Here is a 14,594-nt window from a genome sequence, read left to right as displayed (position 1 = left end):
GGGGCGCGGCAAAGCATGAGCCGGCGGGGCAACTGCTACGATAATGCGCACGCTGAATCGTTTTGGAGCCGCTTCAAAGCGGAGTTGCTGGACGGCGGCCACTTCCCCGGCCTGGCCGAAGCCAAGCTCGAAATCAGCCACCACATTGCCTACTACAACGCCGAACGTCGACATTCCGCGCTTGGCTATCAATCGCCCAACCACTTCGAATCCCAACTCCAAACCACGTCCCAATTGTGTCCGGCTTAGCTAGACCACCTCAGTTCTTCAAGCTCGTGCTGGTGGGCCGGCTGGAAAACCTGGTCAGCGACCGCCGCTTAGTGGAGCACTGCGCCCTGCGGTTGGACATTCTCTACCTCCTCGGCTACGAGGTGGACGAGGAGTTGCCCTGGCACTCGACCGTGAGCCGCACCCGCCAGCTGTTTCCGACGGCGGTGTTCGAGCGCCTCTTCGACCACGTCTTTGCCCAGTGCGTCGCCCGGGGCCTGGTCGCCGGCGACACGCAGGCGGTTGATTCGGCGCCCGTCAAGGCCAACGCGGCGCTCGAAGCGGTGGTGGAAAAGCAGGCCGCGGGGGCGCTGGGCCCGCACCGGGCGGGAAGCAGCGCGCCGCCGGCCCCGGCGGCGTCGGTGGTGACGGCCCCCGTGCACCAGCTGCGCAACCTGGCGGCTCACCAGGCGCGGCAGGGCGCCCACTCCAGCGTGCCGGGCGCCCAGCAGCCCAAGGCGCGCCTGCTCAGCAACAAGACGCACTACAGTCCCGCTGACCCCGACGCGCGCATTTCCGTCAAGCCCGGCAAGGCCCGCGCCCTGAACTACCTCTGCAGCCTCGCGGTCGACACCGCCCACGGCGTCATCCGCCACGTGCAGGCCGACTTCGCCGACCGCCGCGACAGCCTGCATCTGCCCCGCCTGCTCACCGGCCTGCAACGCCGGCTGCGTGCCCAGGAACTGCGCCTGCGCGAGCTGCTGGCCGATGCTGGCTACGCCAACGGGGCCAACTACGCGCTGCTCGAAAGGCAAGGGATTACGGCCTGGATTCCCGTGTTTGGCCAGTACAAGCCCGAAATTGCGGGCTTTGCCTACGACGCGCAAACGGACGCATACGCGTGCACGGCCGGCAAAATCCTCTCGTTTCGGAAATACGACGTAGCCGCGGACGGCGGCTGGCGCAAGATTTACTGGGCCACCTGCTCGGATTGCCAGCAGTGCCCCCTCAAGTCCACTTGTGTGCCGGGGGCCAAGCGCAAGCAACTCACCCGCACCCTCTACGACGCCCCGTACCGCCGGGCGTGGCAGCGGCAGCAAAGCCGCCGGGGCCAGCGCATGCGACGGGTCCAGCAGAGCACCGTAGAGCCCGTGTTTGGGAATCTGCTGCACCACTACGGCCTGCGCCGGATGAACGTGCGGGGCCACGCCGGGGCCCATAAAACCATGCTGCTCACGGCCGTGGCCTACAACCTCAAGAAGCTCCTGAGGTACCGGCCCAAACGGCAGTTGAGCCTGGCCCTTGCCCTGCCAAGGCCGATACTGACTGCAAATGCACGAGCTGGGCAGCGAAATAGGCGCACCAAAGCCCCAACGCGAGCACTTAGAAAGCGGCCCTGCTGAAACGGAACCACCTAAACCGAGTTCTGCAACAGCCACGGTAGTTATGCCTATTGCCGATTACGTGGTGTGCCTGCCCGGTGTGCCCTTTTAGGCGAAAATGGATGCCGAAAGCCGCTTTAAATTTCTTACGCGACTCGTCTTTAACCCTAATACTATCAAAGGCAATGGCAGGGTTAAGCAGGGTTCAGAAAGCCTTTGAGTTCAGGAGGGAGCGCTAAAAAGTCCCCAGACGCTGCTAGTCAGGTTCTGGGGACTTTTTCTTTTGCTATGGTTTTGCCGCTAATGATAGTGGGCAACAGCAGAAAACACGAGTCGCTAGCAAGCTGTTTCAGAACGCCTCTGCATTCGTCTCGATGGGATGACTGCTTCTCGCTATGGATTCGCCAATAATTTTCTTCACTTCAGATTGGTGTTGCGGTTGTTAAGCCTAACCACTTGGCCCGCCCGCTTCCCATTGCGTTTGATGCGGGCATCGTCTGCCTGTTCCAGTACCAACCGTGGCAATGTGCATTCCGTTAGTGGTACATCGAGGGGGGTATACCCGGCGGCGCCAATGGTTAGCACTTGGCCTTCGTAGACGGGCTCGGTGAACATGAACTTGCCTTCGGAGTCAGTAACGTACACTTGGTGGGTGCCTTTTATCAACAAGGTGGCGCCAACCAACGGGTCGCCGTTGGGGTCATATACTTTGCCGATGATGGGTGCGCAGGCCAAGCGCATGGGAGCTGCATCGGTTGCGGGACGCGTAGAAAGGGCAATGCGCTCACGATTGGCGACGGATTTGGAACCCTCAGTGCTGGTGGTTTGGGCAGTTGCGGACAACGCAGTCCACAGCGACAATGCGGCTGTAGCAAGGAAAAATTGGCGCATAGAATAAGAGATAACAAAAGGGAAAAAATCGTGGTATTCCCACCGTCAATTCAGGGCTCAGCGGGTAGATTGGGAGTAACACGCAGTTTGAAGGGCGGAAGTTTCCATTTTAAGCAAGGATGGAAGCAATACGGTGCGCAGGTATTTTGTAAGGGACGGATAAACCGGGGTTTACCATACAGTGTGAGGGTTAGCCGCAGGCCTCCACAAACACAAGGCGATTGCCAAATGGGTCGGTTACCTCGGTCTGCATCACTTTTTCGTTCCAGGCGGTTTTTTCCAGGCCGGGACGCATAAACGGATAATCCTTTTGTAGCAACAGCCGGTGATAGGACCGCAGACCGTTGATTTCGGCAATGGCTTTTGAGCCGGGGCAACTGTCGCTATGATGCCCGGTGAGGTGCAACACAACATCGCCCCGAGACACCTGCATATACAGAGGCCCGGCATTAGGCCGCTCTTCCCAGTCAATGTGAAAACCCAACCAATCGATGTAGAATTCGATGGCCGTTTTGTAGTCGAAAACTCTGAATATAGGGGTTACCATGGGTGGTTCAGAAGAGCTCGCTGGGATACCAAATATAGTGGCTGATACTTAGATACTAAACAATAGAAGAATAATATAAAATATAGCGCGTATTCTTTTGCTGTAGCACTGATGCTCAGGTGTTGTGCCGGGTCATTTTGCCTTTACGTAAAGGTTGGAAAAATCAACGGAGGAGATTGTAGGGAGTGGTAAATATTTGTTCAATAAGATTTTGCATTGCAGGCAAGTTAAGCCAATCCAAAACTGCTGCGCGCACAAAAAAGCCCGGCCGGGACCGGGCTTTTTGACATAACGACTTGCGCGCCGGTTAGTGCTGAATGCTAACCTTGGTGGTTAAGGTGCCTTCGCTGGTGGTGACACGAACCACGTAAACCCCGGAGGCCAGTTGGCTGGTGTTGAGCGTTACTCCGTTTTGCCGCATCTGGGTGGCAGATACGGAAGCCGTGCGCACGACGATTTTGCCCAACAAGTCGAGCACGGTCACTTGCATGGGAGCAGCGCTGGTCAATTGGGTGCGAACTGTGAGCAGGTCCTGTGCGGGGTTCGGGTAGGCTTCGAGGGCTCCGCGCGTGGTGATGCCGTTTTTATTCGACAAGGCAATTGGGCGGGTGCCGGGCGGCAGGTCAAATCCCTGTACAACGCCCGCGACGCTGGGCGTGCCATTGACGCGGGTGCCCTGCACGGCATTGAAGCCCATGCCACGACGCGCAAACACGTTCCAAATCAGTTCGGCATTGGCGGCGCGGTTGGTTACGGAGTCGGCACGCAGGAGTGCGTCGCGGCCGTCGAGGAAACCGGGGTTGCAGACTTGCAGTTTGCAACCGTCGAGCACCAGCTTGAGCATTTTGTTGTTGCCGCCGGTTGCCGCATGGAAATCCTCGTTGTAGCCGTATTTGTAAATGAACTGCCAGTTCAAATCCCAGAGCACCGTGGCCCACACTTCGCCCACCGCGTGAGTGGTTTGGTATTGGCCCGTTCCGTTGCCGATTTGGCTGTAAGTGTAGTTATTCTTGGCGAAGTCCGTGCTGTAGGGTTTGTTGCGGAAGCCCGGGCCCACGTTGTAGGGCTCGCCGCTGTCGTAAGTGGCAATGTAGCGGCTATTTCGGCCATCGTCGCCGGGGCGGGTGGTCATCCAGAGCGCAAAGAAGTCGCTCCAGCCTTCGCCCATGGTTTGGCTGCCATCGGCATTGTTGAGACAGCTCGAATTAGCGGGGCCGCCGGTGAGGCGCGTCGAAATGCCGTGGCCGAATTCGTGCGAAACCACGCCGTTGTCGAAGGCACCGTCAAAGTCCGGGCCCAGCAGCGCGGCCACGTTGAGCGTGGCGCCGGCCAGTATGGCGGCCCGCAGCTTAAAGCCGTCGGCCCCGCTAATGAAGATGGCCGGAATGCGAATGCCAACGGTATCAGTGCCCCCGAAGTTGGTCAGGTTGGTGGTGGCCACGGAATCGAATACGATGACGGCGCTGGCGCCATTGGCCTGCGCCCGTTTTACCTTGGTGGCAAAAGCGTTGGTGGCCCGTGGGCTGAGCGTGGTGAGCTGCGGGCAGCCCCCGCGTTGAATGAAGGCCACGTTGCCGGCTACAGCGGCGGCATTCACGAAGGGCGAAGCGCAGGCGTGGTCTCCGCCGTTTGCCGATACGCCGTCGTTCACGAGAACCAGTTTGCCGGCCAGGGGGCGCTTGGTGAGGCGGGGGCCGAAGGCGACCGAGGCGAAGGCATAGGTGCCGGCTGCACTGCTGGTGCCGGTAACGGTCAACTCATTTTTGTCTGAGTTGTCGAACAAATACATCTGCATCCGGCCGGAGTTGCCATCCGGCGGCGCCGAAAAGTTGGCGTTGTTGCGGCCGCTGCCGTCCTGGGTTTCGGCCCGCACAAAGTCGTTGCCCAGGCCCAGGTTGGTGATGTTTTTATACTGGAAATTGCCCGAAACTTCGTCAAACCCCTTGCTCATCATCACGTCGTGGAGCATGTTGTTCCAGTAGAACAGGTTGGTGGTGCCCGCCGCCAAGTTGCCGGGGTTGCGGGCGCCCTTGCTCTGGTCAAAAGGAAAGTCGAAGTCCCGGTTGGGCCCACCATCGGGCGAATTGAGAGTGGAGGAAAGGTTGCCGCTGCCGGAAGTAATGGTGATGTTGTCATCATAAGCAGCCACGTTGTTGCCGCGCGTCAGTTGCCGGCCACTCGAAAGCAGGGAGTAGCTGTCCGCAAAAAAGTTAGCAGGCGCTTTGCTGTCGCCCACTTGCCAGCCGTAAGGCGAGTACAGCGGGTTGGCCGAGCTGAAGGGCACCACCACCCGGGGCGAAAGGTCGGGGTTTTCGAACGGCACGGGAATCACGGTTAGGCTGTTGGGTGCTCCCAGTGTGCCTTTTGCGCCCGCCGCTTTGCTTAATGCTGCCGCTTGGGTGGTGGTCAGCGGCTGACGCCGGGCCCGGTTTTGGAGCACGTGCTCCTGAAAAGAGGCCCGCTCGCTCACCACGTAGTCGTTGCGGTCCACGAGGCGGCCCGACTTCGCGTCGATACGCGCATTCCAGTTGTGCTGCTGGTCGAGTTGCGCAATGCCCACGTTCCACACCAGCACCAGCTCATCGCCGATGCGGACGTACATCAGGCGCACCGGAATGTTTTCTTCTGAGATGCCGCCTTTGTTGAAGACGATGCCATCGGCAGCCCGGCCTTCCACCAGTCTCTGCAGCGCCACGGGGCGGGGCAGGTTCAGGCTTTTGGCGGCCGCCCCCACGGCTTGCTCGGCCGTGAGCGTCGGCGTGGCCGACGGTGCCCCAGCGGCCGCATTTGCCAGGAAGTCCTGGTTGAAAAATACCACCTTGCCGCTTTGGTCGGTGTGTACGGCGCCGTTGGCGTTGAACACCGTGAGGCCATTCACGCGCTGCTGCAGGTAGGTGTGCGTCAGGCCCGTGCTGCGGTCAAAGTACGAGCTGGTTACGACGGGGTTGGCCACATCGGCGGCGCTCAGGCGGCTCTGCGCCCGGGCTTTGGCCGAAAAGGAGGCCAGCGCCTGCGCCGTGGGAGTAGCTTGCTGAGCCGAAGCCAGCGCTGGTAGGGCCAGCGCAATGGCCAGCGCCAGCTTGCCGAAGCCGGAAGGAGTAAGATTCAATGTCATATATAGAGAGGAAGAGAAGAAAAACCTTGGTCTACGGCCTGTAGCCGGTAGCAAGTGGAAACGCAAAGTGCCTCAGGCACTGGATGCAGGATGAATAATCCTGCGCTCAAAAAAGTTTAGTGTTGAGGTAAAACCTCCGGCTTCAATGCAGAAAGTTTTTTGGCGCCAAGCTTTTAGCAAGTTGCTTGGAATGAAATTCAAAGGCAACTCGGCTTATTTCACAATGCTAATCCGGCTGGTCATGTGCTCGTCGCCGTTGCGCACGGTTAGGAAATAAATGCCGGGAGCCAGGCTGGTTAATTCAAGCCGGTTGGTGTAATTGTCGCGGGCCGAGCCCGTGTACACGTGCTGGCCGAGGGTATTCGTGACCTGCACGCCGAGGCTACCCTTGGCTTTGGCGCCGTGAATTTCGAGGTCGAACCGGCCCGTAGCCGAGGGATTGGGAAACACGCTGATGGCGCGCAATAGCGCTTCCGAGTTGGCCGAAACCGTGGTGGCGGTCACGGCAATGTCATCAATGTAGAGGTTGCCTTGGTTGGCTATGCTCTTGGCGTGGAAGCCCACAAACTGTGTGCTGGCCCCCGCCGGCAGCAATGCTACCACCGGAGTCGAGGTCCCGTTGGCCAGCAGATACGCGGTGTTGGTAATGGCCGTGTTGGTATACAATACGTTGGTTTGCGCGGCTGCCGTAGCCGCCGTGCCCGAGGTTACTTCCAGGCTTTCGGTGAAGCTTGATGGACTGTTGGTGATGCCTTCGCCCCGGTAGCGGAAAGCCACTTGGTAGCGCGAATTCGCAGAAAGCACCAACGCGGGGAGGAAGTACCAGTCATCTGCCACGACGTTGTTGAGCGTCAGGCCGGTGTAGCGCAGGCTGCTCGTGCCCGTGTTGGGGTTGGCTTTTGATACCGTCCAGGTAGCGCGGTCGTTGTTGGCATCAAGTACCGAGGTGCCGCAGGGCAGTGCCTGGCCAATGGGCAGGTTGTCAAATCTTTCCACGTAGGGGAACGTGGCAACGGCCGTCACGGCGTTGCAGCTCGTGCTAAAGTTTACCGGCCCCGTGATGAAGCTGGTGCCCCCGGCACTGCAATTGCTGCGCACATACACTTGGTAATTGCTGCCCGCCTGCAGGCCCGTGATAGTGAACGGATTGGTGGTGGCCGTAACGGTAGTACCGCCTGTGAGGGGCTGAAACCCGACCGGGCCGTAAATAATCCGATAGCTGCCCGAGTTGCTGGCGTCGGTGAAGGAAACCGTGGCCGTGTTGGCGGTGGTGTTGGTCACGGCCAAGGCCGTAGGCTGGGCGCAGTTTGGAGCCGGTGCCAGCTTCACCTCAATGGCCAGCCGGCGTGGATACTGCACGGACATATCGGTCCAGGAACTGGCCCCGTCTGGAGAAAAATAGAAGGTCGAAGCGCGCAGGGGCGTTTCCGTTTGGGTGGCGATGCCGAGGCCGGTGGTGCCGGCTTCCACCACGCCCACGTAGAACGAGCCGGAAACCTGCAACGCGGGCAGCACCACGGTTACGTCACCGCCCGTGGCCGGCCGGTTTTCCGTGGCGGAGGTGAAGAGCACCTTGCCGGGAAGGCCGCCGGTGCCAGTCGCATCGTACACCACCGCCCGGAAGGGGGTAGTGGCGCCCGTATTGCCGAAGGAGATGACTTGTTCGGCGAGTGCCACGGTGCCCGGCACGGTGTACTTCGTGGCGAAGACCGTGGTGGCATTGCCAAAGCCGCTAAACGCGCCGTCGGTTTCCTTGCCCGGGTCAATGTAGCTGAGGCGGTCGGCGGTTACGAGTTGCGTCACGGCCACCGAGTTGTTGGCGTTGTTTTCATCATTGGCCACGCTCACCGTAACCGTATTGGTGCCGGGCGTGAGGGTGGCAGGCAAAGCGGGGAAGGTGACCGTGCCGCGGGCGCCGGCCGGCAGCGCGGCCACGGTTACTCTTTCGGTAATGGTATTGGCGCCCGTGATTGACAGCGTGACGACGACGTTCTGTTGCGCCGCCGTGCCCAAGCTCGAGATGTAGGCTCTTACTTGCTGGGGCAGGGCGCGCGGGGTAGCAATTTTGCCAAGGGTATAAACGGTGACTACCGCAATGTCATTTGCAAACGGCGGCGATGTTTGGGCTTGGGCCGCCCCCGCCGTGCCGGCCATTACCAGCGCCGCCAAACCGAGTTTTTGCAGGCAACGCGCCCAAGTAGTCCGAGTGTAAGATTTTGTCATAAATAAAGAAAGAGGGAAGAAATAAGCAGCGCATTCCAGACCAGCAGCAAGCCTTGCTCCATGGTAGACAGCAGATTTAGACGTACAATATCTTACTTATCTGCTAAATAAGGAGTATGCTGCCCACCGGAAAGCTGCCAGCCGACGGATTGGCTTGTTCCAATTTTAATCTCCTCCTAAAGTCAGATGCCAAAGCGGTTCTGGTGTGGTAGAAAACTGATAAAATTTTATCGAATAGTTATTGATGAATACGCTGTTTGCCAGAAAATCAACTTCCTGAAATTAAAATCGGATTTTTCTCAGATGCCCTAATTATGCCTTTGGTCGGGCAAGATGGTTAAGTCATAAAACCCCGGTCCGACACTTAATAGGAGAGTTGTAGGAATTTGATTAGGTAAGAATATTTATAATGTGAGGGTTGGCTCTGCTTAAGGCGCTTAGCCACTCAAAATGCTTCCCCAACTCCTGAAAAAGCCCCGACTGCACGGGCGCAATCGGGGCTTTTTCAGGGTGAAAACAGGAGCGAAGTGCCGCTACTTGTCAAATGCTTCGTTCAGGACGCCTGCCAACCGAATGCCGGCTTTCAGAATTTGCTGTTCCACAGAAGGCCCAAAGGCCGGGTAGAAGTGGTAATCAAACTTGGGGCTGGTGGCCGCCGCGGCATAAATCGGGGTGCACAACTGGTAAGATTCGAACAGCCAGGTGGCCACATCGTCTTTCTGCCATTGCTTGATTTGGGGGGGCGTGGCCCGGTCGTAAGCCGTCGCCATTTCGGAATAGCTAAAGCCCGGGTATTCCACCAAGTCGCCGTCCAGAATGCTGTGCAGGTTGGTGTCGCGCCCCCGCCAATTCACCTGGATGCTGTTGCCCCCACGGTCCTCGCCGTGGCCCACGTGCAGGGGCTGGTGGATGTCGCCCACCAAATGCACTACAAATTTCAGAGCGAACAGCTTTTCAGCGTCCGTTTTCTTTGGGTCTTTCAGGTCCTGGCGCACTTGCAGCAGGGCATTGTAGGCGTTGGTGGGAACCGGGGCAGGGGCCGCAGTGAGCTGGGCCACGAAGGCCGGGAAGTCGAGGCCGGCTGCCACGTTGAGGTAATGCCACGGGCCTGTTTGCTTGTACTGCGGGTCGGAGCGAATCTCATCGGGCCAGGTGCTGACCAGCGGCAGGGTTTCGGTGCCCAGAATCCGGGCGATTTCCCGCTTGGCCGAGGACGTGAGGTGGTTTTCGGCAATCTTGGCGACGGCCCGGTGGCCAATGGTGCCCCACGCCAGCAGGCTAAAAGGAGCACACAACAAAACCAGTAGGACAATGCTTTTTCTAAACATCAGGGAAGGGGGAAATGGCGGAAAAAAAGAACTTTACGGAAGTAAAACCAGCCTGCTGCCGAGAAGCAGGACCACAAAGCTAGGGCTGGCGGGCATCCGCCGGGCCCGGCCGGCCTTAATAGCGCGCCGTTCGGTATACAAATCCTTGCATTGTAAGGGGTTTGCGAGCGTAAATTTGACAGCTCAATTGCCCTGCTACTCGGGGCAGTTCATGAGCCTCTATGCAGTTGGAAGTTATTGTTGATTCGCCCGAGTTGTTTATTGGCTACGATACTGAAATGGACTGGCTCTACGTGGACTGGAAAGGGGTACACAACCAGGAATCGTCGCAGGTGGCTTGTGAACAGATGCTGACCAGCCTGCGGGCGTGGCCCTGCCACAAGATTCTTAACGACAACTCCGGCATCACGCACACCACCATGAAGCTCACGGCCTGGAGCGCGTGGTGGTTGGAAGAAATGCGGCTCACGGGTCTGCAATACCTGGCCTGGGTGCTGCCGCCCAGCCTGCTGGCCCGCCAGTCGGTCGAAACCATCGTGCACGCCATCGACGCCCCGCGCGTGGGCACGTTCGATGATGTTGCCTCGGCCTACGTGTGGCTGCAGCAACAGCAACCCCTCGTTCGCAGTTACCAGTAAGCCACGAGGGGGAGCACGGAGTAAACGCGCAGGGATGTGCTGGCTTGTTGTTCACGCCTAACTGTTTGCTGCCGATGTATACCAACCCCGTTATCGACGAAAATTTTCCGGACCCCACCATCATCCGCGCCACCAACGGCTGGTATTACGCCTACGGCACCCAAACCAAGCGGGCCGGCCGCATCATCAACCTGCAAGTAGCGCGCTCCCGGGATTTAATTCAGTGGGACTACCTGGGCGAAGGCCTGCCCGAGAAGCCCCGCTGGGCCACGGCCAGCCAGAAAATATGGGCGCCCCACGTGAGCGAGCACGCCGGCCGCTTTTACCTCTACTACTCGGCCCGGCCCGATGGTACCGATTACTTCAGCCTGGCCGTGGCCGTGGCCGATGCGCCCGCCGGCCCTTTCGTAGACAGCGGCCAGCCATTGCTGCCCGGGCCCGGCTTCACCTGCATCGACCCCATGGCCTTCGACGACCCGGCCACCGGGCAGCGGTTGTTGTATTGGGGTTCGGGCTTTGGGCCCATCTGGGTGCAGGAATTGGCCGAGGACCGGCTGGGCTTCCAACCCGGCAGCGCGGCCCGGGCCGTGGTGCACCCCAGCCTATCCCACGACCCCGACGACTACCACCGGTTAGTGGAGGCCGCCTGGGTGCACTACCGCGATGGCTGGTACTATCTGTTTTTCTCAGGCGATAACTGCTGCGGGGCCAAGGCCCACTACGCCGTGCTGGTGGCCCGTGCCCGGCACGCTACCGGCCCCTTCGAAACCTTCGCTGCCGCCACCAATAACCCACACAGCGCCCTGCTCGCGGCCAACACCTACTGGCAGGCACCCGGCCACAACTGCGTGGTAACCGATGCGGCGGGCCAGGACTGGCTGGCCTACCACGCCATCGACCCGCGCCGGCCCACCTTCAACGCCATCGACGATTCTGAGGGTTATTCGCGGCGCATTCTGCTGCTGGATAAACTGGAATACGCTGATGGCTGGCCCGTGGTCAAGGGCGGTTCGCCCTCTTGGCAACCGCAACCAGCACCCATCGGGCAATAGCCGGAAAGCGAGCGACGACTACCTGAAAGGTGCTTGGCCCACTTGCTTTTTGCAAACAAGAATCGGCGAAATTCATTTTAATTTTATTCAAGCCATTGGCTGGGTGTTTTTCGTACTTTCGGTAGCACGCGTTTTTCCGTCTTTTCTATGGAGTTTGGGTTCTCGGGTATTCGATTTTGGATATATCGTTTGGGTGTAATGTCAATGTTGGCTTTGCTCGGCAGTGGGCAGGGCTGGGCCCAGGGGCCACTGCCCGAAACGCAGTGCCTGATGCTGCCGATTGAGCCCGCACGCCGGGCGCAGGAGTCGGCGCTGGTGGTTGAAGCTCAGGTGCTCGACGCCCATAGCTTCTGGGACGCCAGTCACGCCCGGCTCTTCACCCGCCACCGCTTGCGCGTGTTCTCGTTGCTGAAAGGCCAGGTGGCCGACACGACTGGCTTGGCCCTCATCACAGAAGGCGGCCGGTTGGGCCTCGACCAACAGGTGCTCAGCAGCACGCTGCAGCTAGCCCCTGGCCAGGTGGGGATTTTCTTTCTGACTCCTGCGCCTTGGGCCGGGCTGCCCGCCTCGGCCAGCCGCACTTGGACGCCGTTTGGCAGCGAGCAAGGATTTATCAAATTCAACTTGGTCGATGGAACGGCGGCCGAGCCTTTTCGCACCTATCCGGCGCTGGATGAGTCTTTCTACAAAGTAGCAAGTCAGTTTACGGGGCAGGCGCGTCGGGTATTGCAATCCATCCCCGCGCTGCGTGCTGCTGCGCCAGCATTGCTGCGCGGTTCGCTGGCGCCCGTTATCAACAATTTCACGCCCCAAAGCCTGCCCGCGGGGGCTGAGGCAGTACTCACCATCAACGGCGATGGATTCGGCAACACCCGCGGCAATGGTTTTGTAGAGTTTCGCAACGCCGACGACGGCGGTGCCACCCGCGTGAAGGCCCGCACCACGGACTACATCACATGGACCAATACGCGTATCCAGGTGCGGGTGCCCTCGGCGGCCAACGGCGGCCAGCCCGTTTCCAACGGCCATCCGGCGGGCTCCGGCCCCGTGCGCGTGACCACCAACGACCAATTAGCGGGCGAGAGCGCCAGTTCGGTTACCATCATCTACGCCCTGACCAACGTGGAAAGCACCGATGGGACTTTGCTGCAGCGGCCCAACCACATTGCGCAAAATGCTTCGGGCGGCATCAGTTTCCGCTTCAGCCCCAACTTTGTGGCCAATGCGGCGGCTGTGGCGGCCATGCAGCGGGCCCTCATCACCTGGCGATGCTCGACGGGCATCAACTGGGAAGTGGGCACTCCGTTTGCCACAAACACCATTGCCGACGACGACCAGAACGTGGTGGCCTTCGACAACGGAGCCGACCTGCCCGAACGCGTGCTGGGCCGCACCATTACCTATTACCGCGGGTGCTACGCGCCCAGTGGCGAGGTTGTTTTTTGGGTGAAGGAAGTAGACATGCAGTACGACGATGCCGCCATCTTCCAATTCGGGCCAGCGCCCGCCCTCGGCACCCTCAACCAAATTGATTTTGAAACGGTGGTTGTGCACGAGTTGGGCCACGCCCACCAGCTCGGGCACCTCATCCTGCCCGGCGCGGTGATGCACTACGCCATTGGGCGCGGCCAGAACAACCGGGGCCTCAACCCCGTGAGCGACGTGGCGGGCGGCCGGCAAGTGCTGCGCGTGCGGAGCTTCAAAAACCTGGGGTGTGGCGGGCCCGCCATGTTGCCCGCACCCCTCACCAGCTTCAACGCCGAATACACCCGCGGCGTGGGCGTGAACGTGACGTGGACCACCCGCGACGAATGCTTCGTCACCAACTTTGTGGTGGAACGCAGCCTGGGCAGCGATACCACTGCCTGGACCCAGGTTGGAACCGTGGCCACGCAGCCACCGTCGGGCCAGTACCAGTTTTTCGATACGCAGGTGCCCGCCGGACTTTATAACTACCGCCTGTTGCTGACCCGCCCCGATGGCTCGCAGGACAGCGTGGCGCCCGAGGTGCTGACCAGTGAAGGCGCCAGTGCGGCCGTGTCCATTTTTCCCAATCCCGTGACGGGCGAAAAATTGGACCTGCAGTACCCCGCTGCCATGACCGGCGCCGTAGTATTCCGGTTTTATGATGCGCTGGGCCGGCGTGTGCTCACCCAAAGCGTGGCCACCACCGCCGGCCTCAACGTGTTGCCCTTGAATGTGGCCGGCCTCATTCCGGGCTTCTACATCCTGAGTTGGCAGGACACGCAGGGCAATACCGGCAGCCGCAAATTTGTGCGGCTGTAAACCGGAGGCTTCTGGAATGGCTGATTTAGAAGTCGCGGGCTGAAGTTGGCGCGGCGGCTGCTTCTGCTGCGGCCGCCACGGTGTAGCTGGCCAGTTGCGCGTGGTCGAGGTTGCCGTTCAGCCATTCGCCCTCAATGTTGGCACCCAGTTTTTTGTAGAAGGCAATGGCCGGCTCGTTCCAGTCGAGCACCTGCCACTTCATGCGCACGGCGCCCGTGGCGCGGGCCTCGGCCACCACGGCATCGAATAGAAGCCGGCCAAAGCCGCCACGGCGGGCAGCCTCGGTCACCACCAGGTCTTCGAGATACAGCATGCGGCCTTTCCAAGTGGAATAAGCCGTGTAAAACAGCGCAAGACCGATTATTTCAGCGGTTTGGTTTTCCAAAACGAAGAAGCTGAAAATGGGCGCGGGCCCGAATCCGTCGCGTTGCATGTCGGCCAGGGTATTGGTCACGGCCTCTGGGGCACGTTCGTACTCCGCCAGTTCCTTGATAAGCGCCAAAACCTGGGGCAAATCGGCTTCTACCCCGCGGCGCAATACGATGTTGTTTTCCATAAAAAAAAGCGCCGGCCAGGCCGCACCAAAAGAAACCGGGCCGCCACCGCCTCAGCAGCAACGGCCCCAATTATGCATCTATTAAGTTGAGAGCAGAAACTCGCAGGTTACATCTGAGGCTGCATCTTTTTGATGTCCTCGGTGGCATTCACCGAGTTCAGCTCCCGGTAGGCTTCGGGTTGCTTGGCGCCAGCGGTGGTGTCGGGAGCCGACGGCAATGGCGGCAACTTGGTAGTGACAATGTCTTCGTTGGTATCACCCGTCGAAGGACCGCACGATGGCAGCGTGAAGGCAATGAGGGCAGCGGCCAGCAGGCCGGGAAAAAGCGTTTTTTTCATGTGTGGGAAAACGAATTGAGGCGCAAGTTAC

At 59.8% G+C, this 14,594-nt stretch carries 12 protein-coding genes; 5 read left to right on the top strand and 7 right to left on the bottom strand.

Annotation, left to right across the window (positions count from 1 at the left end):
* Together I2I05_RS15485 and I2I05_RS15480 are read left to right on the top strand one after the other, a co-directional pair.
* The coding region (locus tag I2I05_RS15485; protein WP_196283163.1) for an integrase core domain-containing protein at nucleotides 1-249 on the top strand (249 nt) is incomplete at its 5' end.
* Nucleotides 237-1,610: a transposase gene (locus I2I05_RS15480; protein WP_196283162.1), complete on the top strand. Its 1,374-nt coding sequence runs from the start codon at nucleotides 237-239 to the stop codon at nucleotides 1,608-1,610. The genes I2I05_RS15485 and I2I05_RS15480, both read left to right, overlap by 13 nt.
* A 396-nt stretch (nucleotides 1,611-2,006) precedes the next feature.
* Here I2I05_RS15480 and I2I05_RS15475 read toward each other — a convergent pair whose 3' ends face one another.
* The 5 genes from I2I05_RS15475 to I2I05_RS15455 all read right to left on the bottom strand — a co-directional run bounded on the left by I2I05_RS15475 (nucleotide 2,007) and on the right by I2I05_RS15455 (nucleotide 9,693).
* Complete coding sequence (locus I2I05_RS15475; protein ID WP_196283161.1) at nucleotides 2,007-2,480, bottom strand: carboxypeptidase-like regulatory domain-containing protein; 474 nt, start codon at nucleotides 2,478-2,480, stop codon at nucleotides 2,007-2,009.
* Between the two features lie 190 nt (nucleotides 2,481-2,670).
* The gene (locus I2I05_RS15470; RefSeq protein WP_196283160.1) at nucleotides 2,671-3,027 is read right to left on the bottom strand and encodes a glyoxalase superfamily protein; all 357 of its coding nucleotides are present in this window, start codon (nucleotides 3,025-3,027) and stop codon (nucleotides 2,671-2,673) included.
* 307 nt (nucleotides 3,028-3,334) lie between these two features.
* A complete protein-coding gene (locus I2I05_RS15465) occupies nucleotides 3,335-6,142 on the bottom strand; it encodes a M36 family metallopeptidase (protein ID WP_196283159.1) in 2,808 nt (935 codons plus the stop codon).
* 213 nt (nucleotides 6,143-6,355) lie between these two features.
* A complete protein-coding gene (locus I2I05_RS15460) occupies nucleotides 6,356-8,365 on the bottom strand; it encodes a T9SS type A sorting domain-containing protein (RefSeq protein ID WP_196283158.1) in 2,010 nt (669 codons plus the stop codon).
* Between the two features lie 533 nt (nucleotides 8,366-8,898).
* On the bottom strand, nucleotides 8,899-9,693 hold the full coding sequence (locus I2I05_RS15455; RefSeq protein ID WP_196283157.1) for a S1/P1 nuclease: 795 nt from the start codon (nucleotides 9,691-9,693) through the stop codon (nucleotides 8,899-8,901).
* 227 nt (nucleotides 9,694-9,920) lie between these two features.
* On the opposite strand from I2I05_RS15455, the gene I2I05_RS15450 reads away from it, so the two are divergent.
* From I2I05_RS15450 to I2I05_RS15440, 3 genes are all read left to right on the top strand, one after another.
* Nucleotides 9,921-10,331, top strand: a complete 411-nt coding sequence (locus I2I05_RS15450; RefSeq protein ID WP_196283156.1) for a hypothetical protein — start codon at nucleotides 9,921-9,923, stop codon at nucleotides 10,329-10,331.
* A gap of 74 nt (nucleotides 10,332-10,405) precedes the next feature.
* Nucleotides 10,406-11,383 carry a glycoside hydrolase family 43 protein gene (locus tag I2I05_RS15445; protein ID WP_196283155.1) on the top strand — a complete coding sequence of 326 codons (978 nt, stop codon included), beginning with the start codon at nucleotides 10,406-10,408 and terminating at the stop codon, nucleotides 11,381-11,383.
* A gap of 204 nt (nucleotides 11,384-11,587) precedes the next feature.
* Nucleotides 11,588-13,669, top strand: a complete 2,082-nt coding sequence (locus I2I05_RS15440; protein ID WP_196283154.1) for an IPT/TIG domain-containing protein — start codon at nucleotides 11,588-11,590, stop codon at nucleotides 13,667-13,669.
* Nucleotides 13,670-13,694: 25 nt separating this feature from the next.
* Here I2I05_RS15440 and I2I05_RS15435 read toward each other — a convergent pair whose 3' ends face one another.
* Nucleotides 13,695-14,225: a GNAT family N-acetyltransferase gene (locus tag I2I05_RS15435; protein WP_196283153.1), complete on the bottom strand. Its 531-nt coding sequence runs from the start codon at nucleotides 14,223-14,225 to the stop codon at nucleotides 13,695-13,697.
* A 107-nt stretch (nucleotides 14,226-14,332) separates the two neighbouring features.
* Complete coding sequence (locus tag I2I05_RS15430; RefSeq protein ID WP_196283152.1) at nucleotides 14,333-14,563, bottom strand: hypothetical protein; 231 nt, start codon at nucleotides 14,561-14,563, stop codon at nucleotides 14,333-14,335.
* Nucleotides 14,564-14,594 lie beyond the last annotated feature (31 nt).

The organism is Hymenobacter jeongseonensis, assembly GCF_015694725.1.
Classification (GTDB): domain Bacteria; phylum Bacteroidota; class Bacteroidia; order Cytophagales; family Hymenobacteraceae; genus Hymenobacter; species Hymenobacter jeongseonensis.
The sequence above is the reverse complement of the archived record's forward strand: the minus strand, read 5'-3'. Positions and strand labels throughout refer to the sequence as shown.

Bases quoted from the DNA above. Each gene is read 5' to 3' on its own strand.
- I2I05_RS15475 (WP_196283161.1), bottom strand. From the start codon at position 2,480: ATGCGCCAATTTTTCCTTGCTACAGCCGCATTGTCGCTGTGGACTGCG.
- I2I05_RS15470 (WP_196283160.1), bottom strand. From the start codon at position 3,027: ATGGTAACCCCTATATTCAGAGTTTTCGACTACAAAACGGCCATCGAA.
- I2I05_RS15465 (WP_196283159.1), bottom strand. From the start codon at position 6,142: ATGACATTGAATCTTACTCCTTCCGGCTTCGGCAAGCTGGCGCTGGCC.
- I2I05_RS15460 (WP_196283158.1), bottom strand. From the start codon at position 8,365: ATGACAAAATCTTACACTCGGACTACTTGGGCGCGTTGCCTGCAAAAA.
- I2I05_RS15455 (WP_196283157.1), bottom strand. From the start codon at position 9,693: ATGTTTAGAAAAAGCATTGTCCTACTGGTTTTGTTGTGTGCTCCTTTT.
- I2I05_RS15445 (WP_196283155.1), top strand. From the start codon at position 10,406: ATGTATACCAACCCCGTTATCGACGAAAATTTTCCGGACCCCACCATC.
- I2I05_RS15440 (WP_196283154.1), top strand. From the start codon at position 11,588: ATGTTGGCTTTGCTCGGCAGTGGGCAGGGCTGGGCCCAGGGGCCACTG.
- I2I05_RS15435 (WP_196283153.1), bottom strand. From the start codon at position 14,225: ATGGAAAACAACATCGTATTGCGCCGCGGGGTAGAAGCCGATTTGCCC.
- I2I05_RS15430 (WP_196283152.1), bottom strand. From the start codon at position 14,563: ATGAAAAAAACGCTTTTTCCCGGCCTGCTGGCCGCTGCCCTCATTGCC.